Raw genomic sequence first — 15,683 nt, 5'->3', positions numbered from 1 at the left:
CCACCATGGCCGTGGTTCCGGCCGCGGGCCGGGGCGGTGCCACGCCGCAGCCGATGCCTTCTCTAAGATCACCGAACAGATTGCGGCCCGACGGGCTTCCCCGCGAGGACATGCCCCCACCCGCACGAGCTACTCGTGCCCTGGGGGAACCACCTCGTGTCCATGCTCCTGCTGAAGCTTTCGGCGCAGGATCTGCTCACCCTGCATGCGCGCCGCCACATGGTGCCGCACCTCGCTGCGCGCTGGCGGTACTTCCGCGGCGCAGACGCCTCGCTCACGGAGCGCTCGGCCTGGGCGGAGAGCCTGATCAGTCTTGCGAACGATCTGGTCGCCGCCGACCGCGGAAACGTGGAAATGGTCGTCGAGTGCGCGGCCACCATGGATGAGTCCGACCGCCCGGAACCCCGGCTCATCGACGTCGTCCTGGTCGGCCGCCATCCGCGCGAGCACCGGCCCTCCGTGCAGCTCGTCGAATTGAAGCGCTGGTCGACGGTGACCAGGATCGAACAGGCGACCGCGGACTGGGTGCACGTGTCGGGGATGGGGGCGAAGAAGCATCCCGCGCTGCAGTTGCGCGAGTACTACGAGGCGTTCACGAGCGACAGGGGCCCCTTCGGGAACACCGAATTCGAATGCGGGGGTTTCGCCTACCTGCACAACGCCACGGACGACTCGGTGCGTCCGCTGATCGGTGTGGACGCGCCCACGGGCGCGTACGCACGCGTGTACACGGCTGATCGGCGGGCCCGGTTCCTCGAAGACCTCAGGGCGAACTTCGACGCGCAGGGCGGTGCGGCCGAGGCCGTCACGATGTTGGAGAGCATGGGGCTGCGCAACACACCGCTGCTCGATGCGATGAACTGGTCCCGAGGCGATGACACCGTCTTCGTCCTCCGCGGGCGCCAGAAGGTGGTCGCGGACCAGATTCTCGAAGCAGCGGCCAAGGTACTGCCCGACCCGGAGCATCCTGCGCTGGTCCCCGACGAGAGGCGCGTGATCTTCCTGGTCACCGGCGGCGCCGGTACCGGCAAGAGCGCCATCGGCCTGCAGGTCAAGGCGCAGCTCGAGGCGCAGGGGCGCACCGTGAAGTACGCCAGCGGAAGCAGGGCCTTCAACGCGGCAATCCAGGAGCACGTCGGATACGGGGACAAGCAGTTCAGGGAGACCTTCACCTACTTCAGCAATTTCGTCGACACCTCGGTGCCCCCGGTGGACGTGCTGATCTGCGACGAGGCGCACCGACTGCGGGATCGCTCGACGAACCGGTTCTGGACGCCGGAGCAGCGGGAGGTCTGGGGGAAGGGCCCGCAGGTGGACGAGCTCCTCGACGCGTCACGCCTGACGGTGTTCTTCCTCGACGAAGGCCAGTCCGTACGTCCAAAGGAAGTCGGAACCGTGGAGCTGATCAAGGATGCGGCCGCGCGCCGCGGTGCCGACCTGCTCGAATACGGACTGCGCGAGCAGTTCCGCTGCGGCGGCAGTGGCTCGTACATCAGCTGGGTGCGCGAAGTCCTGGGCGTGACGGACAAGAAGCCGGAGCCCTGGAGGCCGGACGGACTGATGCACGTCGAGGTGGCGGACACCCCGGAGGAGCTCGAACGGATCATCCTGACGGAAGCCGGGGCCGGCGCGTCCGCGCGCATGGTCGCGGGGTACTGCTGGCCCTGGACGGAGCCCGCGGGCGAGGAGAAGCGCCTGGAGGCCGATGTCCGCATCGGGGACTGGCACCGGCCGTGGAACGCGAAGAGCGAGAGCTACTGCGCGGACGGGGTGCCGCCGTCGGACATCTGGTCCGTCCACCCCAAGGGCCTCGGCCAGATCGGCTGCGTCTACACGGCGCAGGGCCTGGAATGGGACTGGTGCGGGGTGATCATGGGCGATGACATGGTGCGCCGTGGCGATCAGTGGGTGTTCCAGCGTGGAAAGGAGCGGAAGGAAGGCCCCGATTCGGACATCAAGCGTGTTGATGTGCCCGGTTCGCTGGATCCGAAGGTCAGCGCGTCGAGTGTGACCGACGACGACTTCGCGCGGCTGGTCCGACAGGCGTACCACGTGCTGTTGACCCGGGCGAGCCGTGCGACGGTGCTGTACTCCACGGACGAGGAAACCCGCAGGTATCTGAAGAAGCTGGTGGGTCGGGTGGAGATCCACGGGCTTCGGCCCACCTGGTTCAACCTTCCGAAGGAAGCTCGCACACCGCATCTGCCGCGCGCCAACCGGAGAGGCAAGCACAAGCGGAGGAAGTCGTCGGGCCCCGATCTCCGGCTGTTCTGACAGCGGACCGGGCTGTGGGGTGGCGGGCTCTCCGGGCCCGCCACGTACCTGCTCAGAAGAACAGGTCTGCCACCGCGGTCAGTGCCGTCACCAGAAGACTGGAGACGACTCCGGCAGCGATGTCGATCAGGATTCCGCGAATCCGCTCACGACGCGCAGGCTTGCACTCGACGGGGGTCATACGGCCACTCCAGGTTGTGAGTTCGGAATGGCAGGGGGCGCCCTACCGGGCAGCCACGCTCGCGTCGTGTGTCGCCACACGACGGGCACAACCATTCGTCACCGACAGCCTGTTCGGCCTCTTGCATGAACCGCAGCCTCGTACCCTCCGGGAAGGTGCGCAGCGGGATCATGCTATCCGCTGATCGGGGCCGTGGCTCAGGGAATGAGCGAACGGAGCTTCTCGCGTGTTTCAGGGTCCGTCGAGTAGACGACCGTTCCGATCATGCCGCGGGTCAGGAGCACCTTGTACGTGTTGCGGATCAGGCGGTCGATGTCCTCGTCAGGCGTCGCCTTCGTGAAGGAGGGGTCCTTCGAGGCGGTGCGGTCGGCCACCCAGTGGTCTGTCCGCCAGACCAGGTCCGGGCCCATGATCACGCCGGACCAGTCGTACTCGAAGCCCTGGGCGGTGTAGACACAGCCGACCTGGCCGAAGCCCGCGGGATCAGTGGCCCAGAGCGGAGCCGGCGGTGCGCCCAGCAGGGATCGGTCCCCGTACAGGTTCCACGGCTTCGACCAGTCGCCGATGACCACGTCCGCGGGCAGCGTCGTCATCGCCGGAGTGATCTTGGTGGTCCATTTCCAGCAGTAGCCGGCGGAAAGCCGGGCGCCGTACCCCTGGGCACGCTTGTCGCCGAGGAAGTCCTCCAGTTCCTGCGGGGTGTCCACCGTCAGCAGTTGCACCTTGCCGTCCGGTTCCCACACGATCGGTTCCTCGCCCTCGAGGCTCAGGAGGCTGGTCACCCAGAGCACGTACGCGTCGCTGCCTCCGCACCGGAATTGGCTGTCCAACTCCACCAGTGTGAAGTCCACTTCCTGCTCGGCCGCGGCCCGCCTGATCTGCTCGACGGTGCCCATCTCGCCGGGACGCACCACCTGGTGCTGGTCGAGGAGGAACACCGGGACCCGGGCCGCGTCGATCAGCTCCGCCACCTGTGGGCGTCCGGTGCGCAGGGCGGCCTTCGTGTAGCGGTTGGCGGAGGTCTTGCGGAGCCGGTGTGCCTCGTCGCAGACGAGCACGTCGATGTCGTTGGGCTCGGCCTCCATGAAGCTGTTGAAGTAGCGGAACAGGCGCTGGACCTCGGGCTTGCGGGCGCCCGCGACCTTGCGCATGGTCTTCGTGAACGACTGCGAGCCGGTGGCGTGGAGGGCAGACACACCGCGGCGGTACAAGTCGCCGAGGACGGAGAGGGCGATCACGCTCTTGCCGGAACCGGGCCCGCCGGTCACGACGACCACCTGCTTGCGGTTGGACCGGCGGGCCTTGCGGACTGCTGCCATCACCGTCTCGTAGGCGAGCCGCTGCTCGTCCAGCAGCACGAACTGCTCCCGGTCGCGGACCTCGTCGGCGGCCACGGCCATCAGCTGCCTGGACGGCCGCACCCGGGCCTGCAGGAGGTCGTCGGCGGCGGCAGCGCCCGGCTTGGCGGCCAGCCGCGAGCGCAGGTAGTCGAGGAACGCACCGCGCTGATCGGCGGTGTACATGCGACCGCGGTGGTCCTCTTCGACCTCCCGCAGCCCGGCGACCCTGGCTTCAACGGCATTGTGCAGGAAGGCCACTCCGGTGACGGAGTCGGGATTCTGCTCGAGAGCCCCGTTGAACGAGACGAGGTAGTCGCAGTAGCCCCGTACCTGCTCGATGGGGTTCAGCACCGGCTCGCGGTAGGAGGGGACGCTGCACCGCAGCGGATCCTCGTCCACTGGCTGCGCCTCGGTCCACTGCTTGAGTTCCACGACGACGTACGAGGGCTCGCCGGAAACCGGATGCACCCCGGCCAGTATCACGTCCGCGCGCTTGCTCGTCAGCGGCAGCCCGTACTCCAGCAGCATCTCGACCTCACCGAGACCCGCTTCGACCAGAGCGTGGGTGAGCGTGGGGATGCTCCGCTCCCAGGAGCGGACCTCCGCAGCGTGCGGCTTGTGGCCGTGCCTGTGGAGGAAGGACTCGCTCAGCAGCTCCGCCAGCCGCCCCTCGAGACGGGTGCGGTCGGCCAAGGACGCCGCGGACTCACGGAACAGCAAGAAATCGCCCCCAGGCAGCACGGAGTAGCTCGTGCGGGTGGGGGCATGTCCTTTGGATCCACGGGAAGCGGAGCGGAAGCCCGGCGGGCCGCTGAGATTGTCCCTGTCATCTTATGACAGCGCGTGATCAAGCAGCCAGGTCGAAGATCACGATGCGGCCCGGACTCGACCTCGTGCCCGTGCTTCTGGTGGCGTGCCACGACCCTCCCGGGGGAGAGCCCGATCCGCGACTCCGATGCTCTTGGTCCGGTGCGTTCCTGTCTCCGGGAGGAGGTGTTTCGCCACCGCGGGCAGGTGGGGGCGCCGCGGCCTCGGCGGTGGTGTGTGCAGTGAGGTGGGTCACATGCTGTCACAGCGGGGGCGGCCGCGGTGTCTTGAGGGCGCAATGCCCTGGGGCGGTGGCAGGCAGGTCGTGCTGCCCGGGTCTCGGGGCGTCACCGATCCGAGGGGAGCGCACATCGTGAAGCACCGCATCGTCGTCCTCGGCGCCGGCTATGCCGGGGCCTACGTGGCCGGGACGCTGGCTCGGCGGCTGTCCGCGGCGGACACCGAGGTGACCGTGGTCAACGCCGAGCCGGACTTCGTGCAGCGGCTGCGGTTGCACCAATTCGCCGCCGGCCAGGAGATCGCGGCTCCCGCGCTCTCCGAGGTCTTCGCGGGCACAGGGGTCCGGCTGCTGCCGGCCCGTGTCACCGCGGTCGAGCCCGACCGCCGGGTCGTCGCCGTGGACGGTGCCGGCTGCGGCGCCGCCGAACTCGGCTACGACACCCTGGTCTACGCCCTCGGCAGCCACGGGGCCCGCCATGCCGTCCCCGGAGCGGCCGACCACGCCTTCGACGTCTCCGCCCGGCCCTCCGCGCTGCTCCTGCGCGAGCGGCTCGGCGGCCTCGCCCGGCAGGGCGCCGGCGGGAGGGTGCTCGTCGTCGGCGACGGGCTGACCGGCATCGAGACCGCCACCGAGATCGCCGAGTCCCGCCCCGGCCTGTCCGTGACCCTGGTCGCCCGCGGCGAGCTCGGCGCCACGCTGTCCGCCGGAGCCCGGGAGCACCTGCGCCGGGCCTGCGACCGGCTGGGCGTCACCGTACGGGAGCACACGGAGGTCGCGGCGGTCGAAGCGGCGCGCGTGCGGTGCGCCGACGGGACGGTGCTGGAGACCGACGCGACCGTGTGGACCGCCGGCTTCGCGGTCAGCCCCATCGCGGCCGCCGGCGGGCTCGACGTCACCGAGGACGGCCTGATCACCGTCGACCGCGCCATGCGGTCGGTCTCGCATCCGGACGTCTACGCCGTCGGGGACTGCGCCTTCGCCATCGGCGACAACGGCCGGCCGCTGCCGATGTCCTGCGCCTCGGCCGGATACACCGGCAGGCAGGCCGCGGAGGCGATCACCGCACGCCTGACCGGCCGCAAGGCCCCGAAGAACGTCAAGCTGGGCTACCTCGGCAACCACATCAGCCTCGGGCGCCGCGACGGCATCCTGCAGATCGTCGACCACGAGGCCCGGCCGAAGCCCGCTTTCCTGGCCGGCCGGAAGGCAGCGCGCGTCAAGGAGGCCATCGTCGCGATGTCGCTGTGGGGCACCTCCCACCCGACCTTCCGCGTCCCGCAGCGCAGGCACCGCCTGACCGGGGAGCCGTACGCGGCGGACGCGGCGGACGCCGACGAGGCCGCCCGGCTCCGGGCACACCGCTGAGAGGACCGAGAGATGACCGAGCACGGCACCGACCCGGCGACCCGGTCGTTCGTCGACCACCGCAACCTGCTCTTCACCGTCGCCTACGAGATCCTCGGCTCCGCCGCCGACGCCGAGGACGTCCTCCAGGAGACGTGGCTGTGCTGGGCCCGCGTCGACCTGGGGCAGGTGGAAGACCGGCGGGCGTACCTCGTGCGGATCACGACCCGTCAGGCGCTCAACCGGCTGCGCGCCGTGAAGCGCCGCCGCGAGGCGTACGTCGGCCAGTGGCTCCCCGAGCCGCTGGCCACCGCCCCGGCCGTCGCCGAGCACGTCGAACTCGCCGAGAGCATGTCGATGGCGATGATGCTCGTCCTGGAGAGCCTCTCCCCGACGGAGCGCGCCGTCTTCGTGCTGCGCGAGGTCTTCGACGCGGAGTACGGGGAGATCGCCGAGGCCGTCGGCAAGAGCCCCGACGCCGTACGCCAGATCGCGCACCGCGCGCGCCGGCACGTCGGCGCCCGCCGCCCCCGCAGAACGTCCTCCGCGCGGGAGACGCGGGCCGCCCTGGAGTCCTTCCGGCGCGCCATCGAGACCGGGAACCCGCAGGACTTCCTCGACGTGCTCGCCCCCGACGTCGTCCTGCTCAGCGACGGCGGCGGCGTCAAGCGGACCGCGCTGCACCCGGTCGTCGGCGCCGAGAAGATCGTCCGCTTCTGGATCGGCGGCTCCGCCAAGGTCGAGGAGACGATCACCTGGGAGCCCGCCGAGGTCAACGGCAGCCCGGCGCTCGCCGTGTACGTGGGCGGCGAACTCGACGGCGTCATGGCCGTCCGCGTCGAGGACACCCGCATCACCGGCCTCTACTTCGTCCGCAACCCGGAGAAGCTGACCCACCTCGCCTCGGGGACCCCGCTCACCGTCCGCTGACACCCCCCTCGCGAAAGGGAGAGCCATGGACACCCACATCGCCCGCGAACCCGCGCCGGCAGCCGCACCGCCGTCGCCCTGGCGGACGGTGGCCGGGGCGGTCGCGCTGTTCACCGCGGCCGTCGCCGTGCTGCTCACGGCCTTCGCCTGGCCGCTGGTGCGGTCGTCCCTCCACGACGTGCCGATCGCCGTGGCCGGGCCGCCCGCCGCGGTCGGCCGGGTCGGAGCCGCCCTCGACCGGCGGCTGCCGGGCGGCTTCGCGATCACCGCGGCCGCCGACACGGCGGCCGCCGAGCTGTTGATACGCGAGCGGGAGGTGTACGGGGCGATCGACGTCGGCTCCGGCAGGCCGCAGGTGGTCACGGCCTCGGCCGCCGGGCCGGCCATCGCCCAGGCCCTGCAGGGCGTCGCGGCCGCAGGGCCCGGACGGCGGGGCGGCTCCCGTCCGCGACCTCGTGCCCCTGCCCGCCGGCGACGCCCGGGGAGCCGGACTGGCCGCCGCCGCGCTGCCCCTGGTCATGGGCGGGCTGCTCGCCGCGCTGGTGCTGACGCGGCTGGTCCGCGGCCCGGCCCGCCGCGCCGCCGGAGCGCTCGCCTTCGCGGTGACCGGGGCCTGGCCGTGGCGGGGTCCTGCAGTTCCGGCTCGGCTTCCTGGAGGGCTCGTACGCCGCCAACGCCGCGGCCGTGGCCTTGGCCGTCGCTGCTGTCTCCCTGAGCCTCATCGGCCTGGAGTCGGTGCTCGGGTACGCGGGCTTCGGCATCGGCTCGGCGGTCATGGTGCTCGTCGGCAATCCGCTGTCGGGAGCATCGACCGCCCCGGAGATGCTGCCCGGCTGGCCCGGCGGGTCGGCCGGCTGCTGCCGCCCGGCGCAGGCGCCCATCTGCTGCGCTCCACGGCTTTCTTCGACGGCCGCGGAGCGGCTCCCGCAGCCATGGTCCTTGCCGCCTGGCTCGCACTCGGCGCGACGCTGTGCCTCGCAGCGGCACTCCGCGCCGGCGGCCGCGGCGTCGGCCCCGCGACCGGCCCGCCTGCCGGCTGACCGGGCGCCGCGGCCCGGCCGTCCCCCGGCTGGTCAGAGCCAGGGGCGGTGGCCCGGGCCTGTGGGGTGGGTGCCCGTGATGCCCATGAGGGCCGAGTACAGGCTGGTTTCCGCGGTGATGAAGAGGCGGTTGCGCTTGGGGCCGCCCCAGCTGATGTTGGACACCGTCTCGGGGACGTTCAGGCGGCCGATCAGGGTGCCGTCCGGGTCGTAGCAGTGGACGCCGTCGGCCATCGCGGCGACCCAGAGGCGGCCGCCGTCGTCGAAGCGGAGGTTGTCGAAGCGGGCGCCCTCGCGGGCGCCGGCCTCGGCGAAGACCTTGCCGTCGGAGAGGGTGCCGTCGTCGCGGACGTCGAAGACGCGGATGCAGCCCGCTCGGGTGTCGGAGACGAACAGCTGCCGCTCGTCGGGGGAGAAGGACAGGCCGTTCGGCGCGCCGAAGCAGTCCGCGACCAGCTCCACTTCGGCCGTCGCCGGGTCGATCCGGTAGACGTTGTTCGAGCCGATCTCGCTCTCCGCGCGGTAGCCCTCGTAGTCGCTGGTGATGCCGAAGTCCGGGTCGGAGAACCAGATCGAGCCGTCGGACTTCACGGTCGCGTCGTTCGGGCTGTTCAGGCGCTTGCCCTGCCAGCGGTCGGCCAGCACGGTGACGGTGCCGTCGTGTTCGGTGCGGGTCACCCGGCGGTTGCCCTGCTCGCAGGTGACCAGCCGGCCCTCGCGGTCCAGGGTGTTGCCGTTGGTGTGCCCGGCGGAGCGGCGGAAGACGCCGACCGCGCCGGTCTCCTCGTCCCAGCGGAGCATCCGGTCGTTGGGGATGTCGCTCCAGACCACCTGGCGCCAGGCGGGTATGTAGACCGGCCCCTCGGCCCAGCGGCAGCCGGTGTACAGGACCTCCAGGGCTTCGTCCCCGTTCATGCACCTCCCGGTGCGGAACCGGTCGTCCAACATCTCGTACAGGCCCTGGTGCTCGCCGCTCATGGCAGTCCACCCCTCGTTGCCCGCCCCATTCTCCGCTGAATGAGGATCGGTCTGATGTTGATGTTGCAGGATGGCGTTCGGTTCTGGCTAGGTATTACCGAATGGGGAGTCGTAGATCACGTCGCGGAGTTGTGGCCGCCTGACCCCTCGTGTGGTGCCGCCGCCTGGCGGTCGGGTTCGCCGTGCCCGACTCCGCTACCGCGCGGGGCGCACCGAAAGGCATCTCCACGGAACCGTCCCCGAGAGCGGCGGCGTCGCGCCGTCGAAGTGGACGCCCTACGGGCGGAGTTCGGGGGAAGGCCGCCGTCGACGGGGTGGAGCTCAGTGTTCCCCGCGGCAGCTTCTACGGGTTGCGCGACGTCATAGCGGAGGTCGCCGAGACGACGACCGTGCTTGTCACCGCCCACCGGCTGTCCACGGTCACCGACGCGCGCCGCATCCTCGTCCTGGAGGACGGGCACGTGCGGGTCGCCGGCACGCGCGCCGAGCTGCGGCGCGACGACCTCTATCGACGGCTCGCGACGACGCAGATGCTCGCGTCGGGGTCGCAGTCGGGGCCCGTGTCGGGGTCGGAGCCGCCCGCAGGGGCGGGGATCAGACCGGGAGGCCCGTCGGGCCCTTGATCCGTTTCATGATGATCTGCGAGTTGACCTCCGTGACCCCGGAGAGCGCGGTCAGCTTCTCGATCCACAGGCGCTCGTACGCGCGCAGGTCCGCGACCGCGATCCGCAGCAGGCATCCGGGGCTGCCGAACAGGCGGTACGCCTCGATGACGTCCGGGATGTCCTGCAGGGCCGCCTCGAACGCCTCGACGGCCTCCCGGTCGCGGCGCACCTCCACCGACACGAGCACCTCGAAGCCGCGCTCCACCGCCTCCGGGTCGATCACCGCCCGGTAGCCGCGGATCACGCCGTCCTGCTCCAGCTGTCGGACGCGCCGCATGCAGGGGGACGGGGTCAGGCCCACCCGCTGGGCGAGCTCCTGGTTGCTGAGCCGGCCGTCGGCCTGGAGCTCGCGCAAGATTTCACGATCGATGGCATCCATGGCGCAATAATCCCCCCAGGTTGGCGACCTCGCAGGGTGGTAGGGGCAATCGCATTGCGTAACGAAAGGCCTATCATTGCGGGCGGTGCTGTGTCTCAGCACATCTGTACGAGTTATCACCCGCACGCGGGAAAGGGTGGCCATGGGGCGGATCGTCGTCATCAGCACCGGCGGCACGATAGCCAGCCGCTGGCAGGGCTCCGGCTTCGCCGCCGACGCCGACGGGCGCGAGGTCATGGCCACGGCGCCGCTCCCCGAAGGGGTGACCGTCGAGGTCGTCGACCTCTTCAGCGTCAACAGCCCCCGGCTGACCACCGCCCACCAGCTGACCCTGCTGCACACCGTGCACGAGGTCCTCGCCGACCCCGGCGTCGACGGCGTGGTCGTCACCCACGGCACCGACACCCTCGAGGAATCCGCGTTCCTCGTCGACCTCCACCACCACGACCCGCGCAGCGTCGTCTTCACCGGCTCGCAGCTGCCGATGGGCACCGCCGAGGGCGACGGGCCGGGCAACCTGTACGACGCCCTCCTCGTCGCCGCCACCACCCGTCAGCTCGGCGTCCTCATCAGCTTCGCCGGGCGGGTGCACGCCGCCCGCGGCACCGTCAAGACCCAGGCCGTCGCCCTGGACGCCTTCGCCGACCCCTCCCGGGAACTCCTCGGCAAGACCGGCTTCGGCAAGGTCGCCGTCCTGCGCCGGCCCCAGCGGCCCGAGCCGCTGCCGCTGCCCGCCATGCCGGAGCGGCCGCCGCGGGTCGACATCGTCATGCACCACTCCGACGGCGACCCCGTGCTGTTCGAAGCCGCGGTGGCGGCCGGGGCGCGGGGCATCGTCCTCGTCGGCACCGGTGCCGGCAACGCGACCCCCGAGATCGTCGACGCCGTGCGGGCGGCGGTCGCGCGGGGGGTGCTCGTCGCCCTCACGACCCGGGTCGCCGCCGGGCCCGTCACCGAGATCTACACCCACGGCGGCGCCGTCGACCTGGTCGCCGCCGGAGCCGTGCCCACCGGGACGCTGCGCGCCGGGCAGGCCCGGATCGCGGTCCTGGCCGCGCTGCTCGCCTCCACCGACCCGGAGGTGCAGACCCGCACCCTCCGCGAGGCGCTCTCCCCGGCGGGGCCGGTCCTCGTCAACGCCTGACCGGCGCCCGGCGGGGCGGGGCCGAGGCAACCCCGGCCGCCCGGCCGCACCCCCGCTCCCGGGGCTCTGCCCCCGAGCCCCTGCGCCTCAAGCGCCGGCGGGGCTGGAGTGCCGGGGTCGGTGGTGCGACGGCCGGTCGGCGGGGCGCGAGGCGAGTGCCCGCGGCGCCGTTCCGGGGGCTCTGCCCCCGCAACCCTGCGCCTCAATCGCCGGCGGGGCTGGATATGCCCGCGGGGGAGTGGTGCGCGGGCCCGCGGTGGTGGTTTCGGGGGCTCTGCCCCCGTGCCCCCGCGCCTCAAACGCCGGCGGGGCTGGATGTGCCGGCGGGGCTGGATGTGTCGGCGGGGCTGGATGTGCCTGTGGCGCGGGTGTGCATGTGGGGCGGGAGTGTCACGGCTGGTGGCGGCGTAGGGGGACGTTCCGCCGGAAGCCGCGCAGCGGCTTCTTCAGCCCGCGCGGCGTTTGAGCGCGAGGGGCGCGGAGCGGCCCGGTTTCCCGTGGGTGCCGCCCCGGCGGCACCGGAAGCCCGTGCGGCGTCTGAGCGCGGCAGGCGCGCAGCGCCGGAGGGGGCCCGGGGGCGGAGCCCCCGGTTTCGGGAAGGGGCGGGGCGGGGAAGAGGCCCCGCGCAGCGGCAGCTCCGACGCAGCAGTCGGCCGCGGTGCACGCCGCAGCCCCCGCTACGCCCCCGTGAAGGCCCGCAGGATGTCGTCCGCCGCCAGTGTCGGCGTCAGGGTGCCCGCCCGTACGCGGGCCTCCAGTGCCGGGGCCAGGTCCCGTACCGCCGGGTGGGCGCGGAGGCGGTCCAGGAGTTCCTCCCGGACCATCGACCACGTCCACTCCACCTGCTGCGCGGCCCGCTTGGCGGCCAGCCGGCCCCCCGCCTCCAGCAGCCGCCGGTGCTGCTCCAGCCGGTTCCAGACCTCGTCCAGCCCGGTGGACTCCCGCGCACTGCACGTCAGGACGGGCGGCGTCCACGCCGCGTCGGCGGGGTGCATCAGCCGCAGCGCGCCGGACAGTTCGCGGGCGGCGGCGCGCGCTTCGCGTTCGTGTGGTCCGTCCGCCTTGTTCACGGCGAGGACGTCGGCCAGTTCCAGGACGCCCTTCTTGATGCCCTGGAGCTGGTCGCCGGTCCGGGCCAGCGACAGCAGCAGGAAGGAGTCGACCATTCCGGCGACGGTCGTCTCGGACTGCCCGACGCCGACCGTCTCGACGAGGACGACGTCGTACCCGGCCGCCTCCATCACGATCATCGATTCGCGGGTGGCCTTGGCGACGCCGCCGAGCGTGCCCGCCGACGGGGAGGGCCGCACGAACGCGTTCGGGTCGACCGACAGCCGTTCCATCCGCGTCTTGTCGCCGAGGATGGACCCGCCCGTCCGCTTGGACGACGGGTCCACCGCGAGGACGGCGACCCGGTGGCCCAGCCCCGTCAGCATCGTGCCGAACGCGTCGATGAACGTGGACTTCCCGACGCCCGGGACGCCGCTGATCCCGATGCGCCGGGCCCGCCCCGCGTGCGGCAGCAGCTCCGTCAGCAGGGTCTGCGCCAGCGCGCGGTGCGCGGGCAGCGTCGACTCGACGAGGGTGATCGCCCGCGCGACGAGCGCGCGCCTGCCGTCGAGGACGCCCTTCGCGTACGCCTCGATGTCGATCTTCGGCACCGGCCGGCCCCCGCCTACAGCTCGTGGCCCAGATCCGCGGCGAGCCGCGTCACCAGGTCGTGGGCCGCGTCCGGGATGACCGTGCCGGGCGGGAACACCGCGGCCGCGCCCATCTCCAGCAGGGTCGGCACATCGGCCGGCGGGATCACCCCGCCCACCACGATCATGATGTCCTCGCGCCCCTCCTCCGCGAGCTGCTCGCGCAGCGCCGGGACGAGGGTCAGGTGGCCGGCCGCCAGCGACGACACGCCCACGACGTGGACGTCCGCCTCGACGGCCTGGCGGGCCACCTCCGCCGGGGTCTGGAACAGCGGGCCGACGTCGACGTCGAAGCCCAGGTCGGCGAAGGCCGTCGCGATGACCTTCTGGCCGCGGTCGTGGCCGTCCTGGCCCATCTTGGCGACGAGCACGCGCGGACGGCGGCCTTCCGCCTCCTCGAAGCGGTCGACGAGGGAACGGGTGCGCTCCACGTTCGGGGACTCCCCTGCTTCGCTGCGGTACACACCGGAGATCGTACGGATCTGGCTCGCGTGCCGTCCGTACACCTTCTCCAGGGCGTCCGAGATCTCGCCCACCGTCGCCTTCGCGCGCGCCGCGTCGACGGCGAGCGCGAGGAGGTTGCCCTCCAGGCCCTGCCCCGCGCCCCGCTCGGCGGCGTTCGTCAGGGCGCGCAGCGCGTCCTGGGTGCGGGCCTCGTCGCGCTCCTCGCGCAGCCGCCGCAGCTTGTCGATCTGCTGCGCCCGCACCGCCGAGTTGTCGACCTTGAGGACCTCGATCTGCTCGTCGCTGTCGACGCGGTACTTGTTGACGCCGATCACCGGCTGCCGCCCGGAGTCGATGCGGGCCTGGGTGCGGGCCGCGGCCTCCTCCACGCGCAGCTTCGGGATGCCGGCGTCGATGGCCTGCGCCATGCCGCCGGCCGCCTCGACCTCCCGGATGTGCTGCCAGGCCCGGCGCGCCAGGTCGTACGTCAGCTTCTCGACGTACGCGCTGCCGCCCCACGGGTCGATGGTGCGGCAGGTCCCCGACTCCTGCTGGAGCAGCAGCTGCGTGTTGCGGGCGATGCGCGCCGAGAAGTCCGTCGGCAGGGCGAGCGCCTCGTCGAGGGCGTTGGTGTGCAGGGACTGGGTGTGGCCCTGGGTGGCCGCCATCGCCTCGATGCAGGTGCGGGTGACGTTGTTGAAGACGTCCTGCGCGGTCAGCGACCAGCCCGAGGTCTGCGAGTGGGTGCGCAGGGAGAGCGACTTGGCGTTCTTCGGGTCGAACTGCTTCACCAGCTTCGCCCACAGCAGGCGGGCGGCGCGCAGCTTCGCGACCTCCATGAAGAAGTTCATGCCGATCGCCCAGAAGAACGACAGGCGCGGCGCGAACGCGTCGACGTCGAGCCCGGCGCCCTGCCCGGCCCGCAGGTACTCCACCCCGTCCGCGAGGGTGTAGGCGAGCTCCAGGTCGGCCGTCGCGCCCGCCTCCTGGATGTGGTACCCGGAGATCGAGATGGAGTTGTACCGCGGCATCTTCTGCGAGGTGAACGAGAAGATGTCCGAGATGATCCGCATCGACGGCTTCGGCGGATAGATGTAGGTGTTGCGGACCATGAACTCCTTGAGGATGTCGTTCTGGATGGTCCCGGCGAGCTTGTCGGGCGAGACGCCCTGCTCCTCCGCCGCCACGATGTACAGGGCGAGGACGGGCAGCACCGCCCCGTTCATCGTCATCGACACCGACATCCGGTCCAGCGGGATCCCGTCGAACAGCTGCCGCATGTCGTAGATCGAGTCGATCGCGACGCCCGCCATGCCGACGTCGCCGGTGACGCGCGGGTGGTCGCTGTCGTAGCCGCGGTGCGTCGGCAGGTCGAAGGCGACGGACAGGCCCTTCTGGCCGGCCGCGAGGTTGCGCCGGTAGAAGGCGTTCGACTCCTCGGCGGTGGAGAAGCCCGCGTACTGGCGGATCGTCCACGGCTGGTTGACGTACATGGTGGGGTAAGGGCCGCGCAGGAACGGCGCCGCGCCCGGGTAGGTGGCGAGGAAGTCCAGGCCCTCCAGGTCGCGCCCGGTGTACAGCGGCTGCACGCCGATGCCCTCCGGGGTCTCCCACAGCAGGTCGCCGGTGTCGCTGCCCGTCGCCTCCTTCACGGCGCTGCGCCACTGGTCCTCGGACCCGGCGGACGGCGTGCCGCCGCGCAGGGGCAGTGCGGAGAAGTCGGGGATCTCGGTGCCGCTCACGGGGCCACTCCCATCCGGTCGAGGGCGCCGGTCAGCACCGCGACCGCGTCGCAGCCGGCGTGGACGTGGTCGTCGGCGGCGCCGCCCGCGGTGCCGGGCCTGCCGGCGAGGTAGACGGTCGTCGCGCCGGCCGAGCGCAGGGCCGCGGCCACCGCCTCGGCCTGCTCCTCGTACAGGGCGTCGCTGGAGCACAGCACGGCCGTGCCGTCGGCGCCGCTCGCCGCGTACGCCGCGGCGGCGGTCGACGCGTCCACCGACACCGGGTCGTGGACCGGCTGGATGCCGCCCGCCTGGAACAGGTTCGCGGCGAAGGTGGCGCGCGCGGTGTGCGCGGCGGCCGGGCCGAGGGCGGCGAGGAAGATGCGCGGCCGGCCGCCCGTCGCGGCGAGGTGCCGGTCGCTGCGGGCGCGCAGCGCCTCGTACGCCTCGTCGCGCCGTACGCGGGGCAGGCCGCCGGTGGGCGCGGCGGCCTAC

10 protein-coding genes and 2 pseudogenes are annotated in these 15,683 nt (G+C 72.1%); 5 read left to right on the top strand and 7 right to left on the bottom strand.

The genetic code is table 11. The features are described from left to right. Nucleotides 1–162 precede the first annotated feature (162 nt). Nucleotides 163–2,274, top strand: a complete 2,112-nt coding sequence (locus EF903_RS07620; protein ID WP_185902565.1) for a DUF2075 domain-containing protein — start codon at nt 163–165, stop codon at nt 2,272–2,274. A gap of 52 nt (nt 2,275–2,326) precedes the next feature. On the opposite strand, the gene EF903_RS34675 is transcribed toward EF903_RS07620, so the two are convergent. Then, a complete protein-coding gene (locus EF903_RS34675; protein WP_221888720.1) occupies nt 2,327–2,455 on the bottom strand; it encodes a DUF6408 family protein in 129 nt (42 codons plus the stop codon). A gap of 197 nt (nt 2,456–2,652) precedes the next feature. Continuing rightward, on the bottom strand, nt 2,653–4,515 hold the full coding sequence (locus EF903_RS07615; protein WP_125542181.1) for a DUF2075 domain-containing protein: 1,863 nt from the start codon (nt 4,513–4,515) through the stop codon (nt 2,653–2,655). A 460-nt stretch (nt 4,516–4,975) separates the two neighbouring features. Here EF903_RS07615 and EF903_RS07610 point away from each other — a divergent pair, with 460 nt between their 5' ends. Both EF903_RS07610 and EF903_RS07605 read left to right on the top strand, forming a co-directional pair. Continuing rightward, nucleotides 4,976–6,208, top strand: a complete 1,233-nt coding sequence (locus EF903_RS07610) for an NAD(P)/FAD-dependent oxidoreductase (protein ID WP_125542179.1) — start codon at nt 4,976–4,978, stop codon at nt 6,206–6,208. A gap of 12 nt (nt 6,209–6,220) precedes the next feature. After that, on the top strand, nt 6,221–7,117 hold the full coding sequence (locus EF903_RS07605) for an RNA polymerase sigma-70 factor (protein WP_125542177.1): 897 nt from the start codon (nt 6,221–6,223) through the stop codon (nt 7,115–7,117). A gap of 1,073 nt (nt 7,118–8,190) precedes the next feature. Here EF903_RS07605 and EF903_RS07595 read toward each other — a convergent pair. Then, nucleotides 8,191–9,135 carry an SMP-30/gluconolactonase/LRE family protein gene (locus EF903_RS07595; RefSeq protein ID WP_125542175.1) on the bottom strand — a complete coding sequence of 315 codons (945 nt, stop codon included), beginning with the start codon at nt 9,133–9,135 and terminating at the stop codon, nt 8,191–8,193. A gap of 350 nt (nt 9,136–9,485) precedes the next feature. Here EF903_RS07595 and EF903_RS07590 point away from each other — a divergent pair. Continuing rightward, a pseudogene (locus EF903_RS07590) lies at nt 9,486–9,674 on the top strand (ABC transporter ATP-binding protein); the annotation flags it as partial. A 55-nt stretch (nt 9,675–9,729) separates the two neighbouring features. Here EF903_RS07590 and EF903_RS07585 read toward each other — a convergent pair. Beyond that, nucleotides 9,730–10,179 carry an Lrp/AsnC family transcriptional regulator gene (locus EF903_RS07585; protein WP_125542173.1) on the bottom strand — a complete coding sequence of 150 codons (450 nt, stop codon included), beginning with the start codon at nt 10,177–10,179 and terminating at the stop codon, nt 9,730–9,732. Between the two features lie 142 nt (nt 10,180–10,321). Here EF903_RS07585 and EF903_RS07580 point away from each other — a divergent pair, with 142 nt between their 5' ends. Beyond that, entirely contained in the window at nt 10,322–11,323 is a 1,002-nt protein-coding gene (locus EF903_RS07580) for an asparaginase (protein ID WP_125542171.1), read from the top strand. A gap of 677 nt (nt 11,324–12,000) precedes the next feature. On the opposite strand, the gene meaB is transcribed toward EF903_RS07580, so the two are convergent. From meaB to EF903_RS07565, 3 genes and pseudogenes are all read right to left on the bottom strand, one after another. After that, nucleotides 12,001–12,984, bottom strand: a complete 984-nt coding sequence (gene meaB / locus EF903_RS07575) for a methylmalonyl Co-A mutase-associated GTPase MeaB (protein ID WP_125542170.1) — start codon at nt 12,982–12,984, stop codon at nt 12,001–12,003. Nucleotides 12,985–12,998: 14 nt separating this feature from the next. Further along, nucleotides 12,999–15,209, bottom strand: a complete 2,211-nt coding sequence (gene scpA, locus EF903_RS07570; RefSeq protein ID WP_125542168.1) for a methylmalonyl-CoA mutase — start codon at nt 15,207–15,209, stop codon at nt 12,999–13,001. Beyond that, nucleotides 15,206–15,670: pseudogene (locus tag EF903_RS07565) on the bottom strand (methylmalonyl-CoA mutase); the annotation flags it as partial. The pseudogene EF903_RS07565 and the gene scpA, both read right to left, overlap by 4 nt. Between the last annotated feature and the right edge of the window lie 13 nt (nt 15,671–15,683).

Origin of the sequence: Streptomyces sp. WAC05292 (genome assembly GCF_003949955.1) — a bacterium.
In the GTDB taxonomy this organism is placed as follows: Bacteria; Actinomycetota; Actinomycetes; order Streptomycetales; family Streptomycetaceae; genus Streptomyces; species Streptomyces globosus.
This window is presented reverse-complemented; position numbering and strand designations above follow the sequence as displayed.

Coding starts and splice junctions, on each gene's coding strand:
- EF903_RS07580 (WP_125542171.1), top strand. CDS start 10,322: ATGGGGCGGATCGTCGTCATCAGCACCGGCGGCACGATAGCCAGCCGC.
- EF903_RS07585 (WP_125542173.1), bottom strand. CDS start 10,179: ATGGATGCCATCGATCGTGAAATCTTGCGCGAGCTCCAGGCCGACGGC.
- EF903_RS07595 (WP_125542175.1), bottom strand. CDS start 9,135: ATGAGCGGCGAGCACCAGGGCCTGTACGAGATGTTGGACGACCGGTTC.
- EF903_RS07605 (WP_125542177.1), top strand. CDS start 6,221: ATGACCGAGCACGGCACCGACCCGGCGACCCGGTCGTTCGTCGACCAC.
- EF903_RS34675 (WP_221888720.1), bottom strand. CDS start 2,455: ATGACCCCCGTCGAGTGCAAGCCTGCGCGTCGTGAGCGGATTCGCGGA.
- EF903_RS07620 (WP_185902565.1), top strand. CDS start 163: ATGCTCCTGCTGAAGCTTTCGGCGCAGGATCTGCTCACCCTGCATGCG.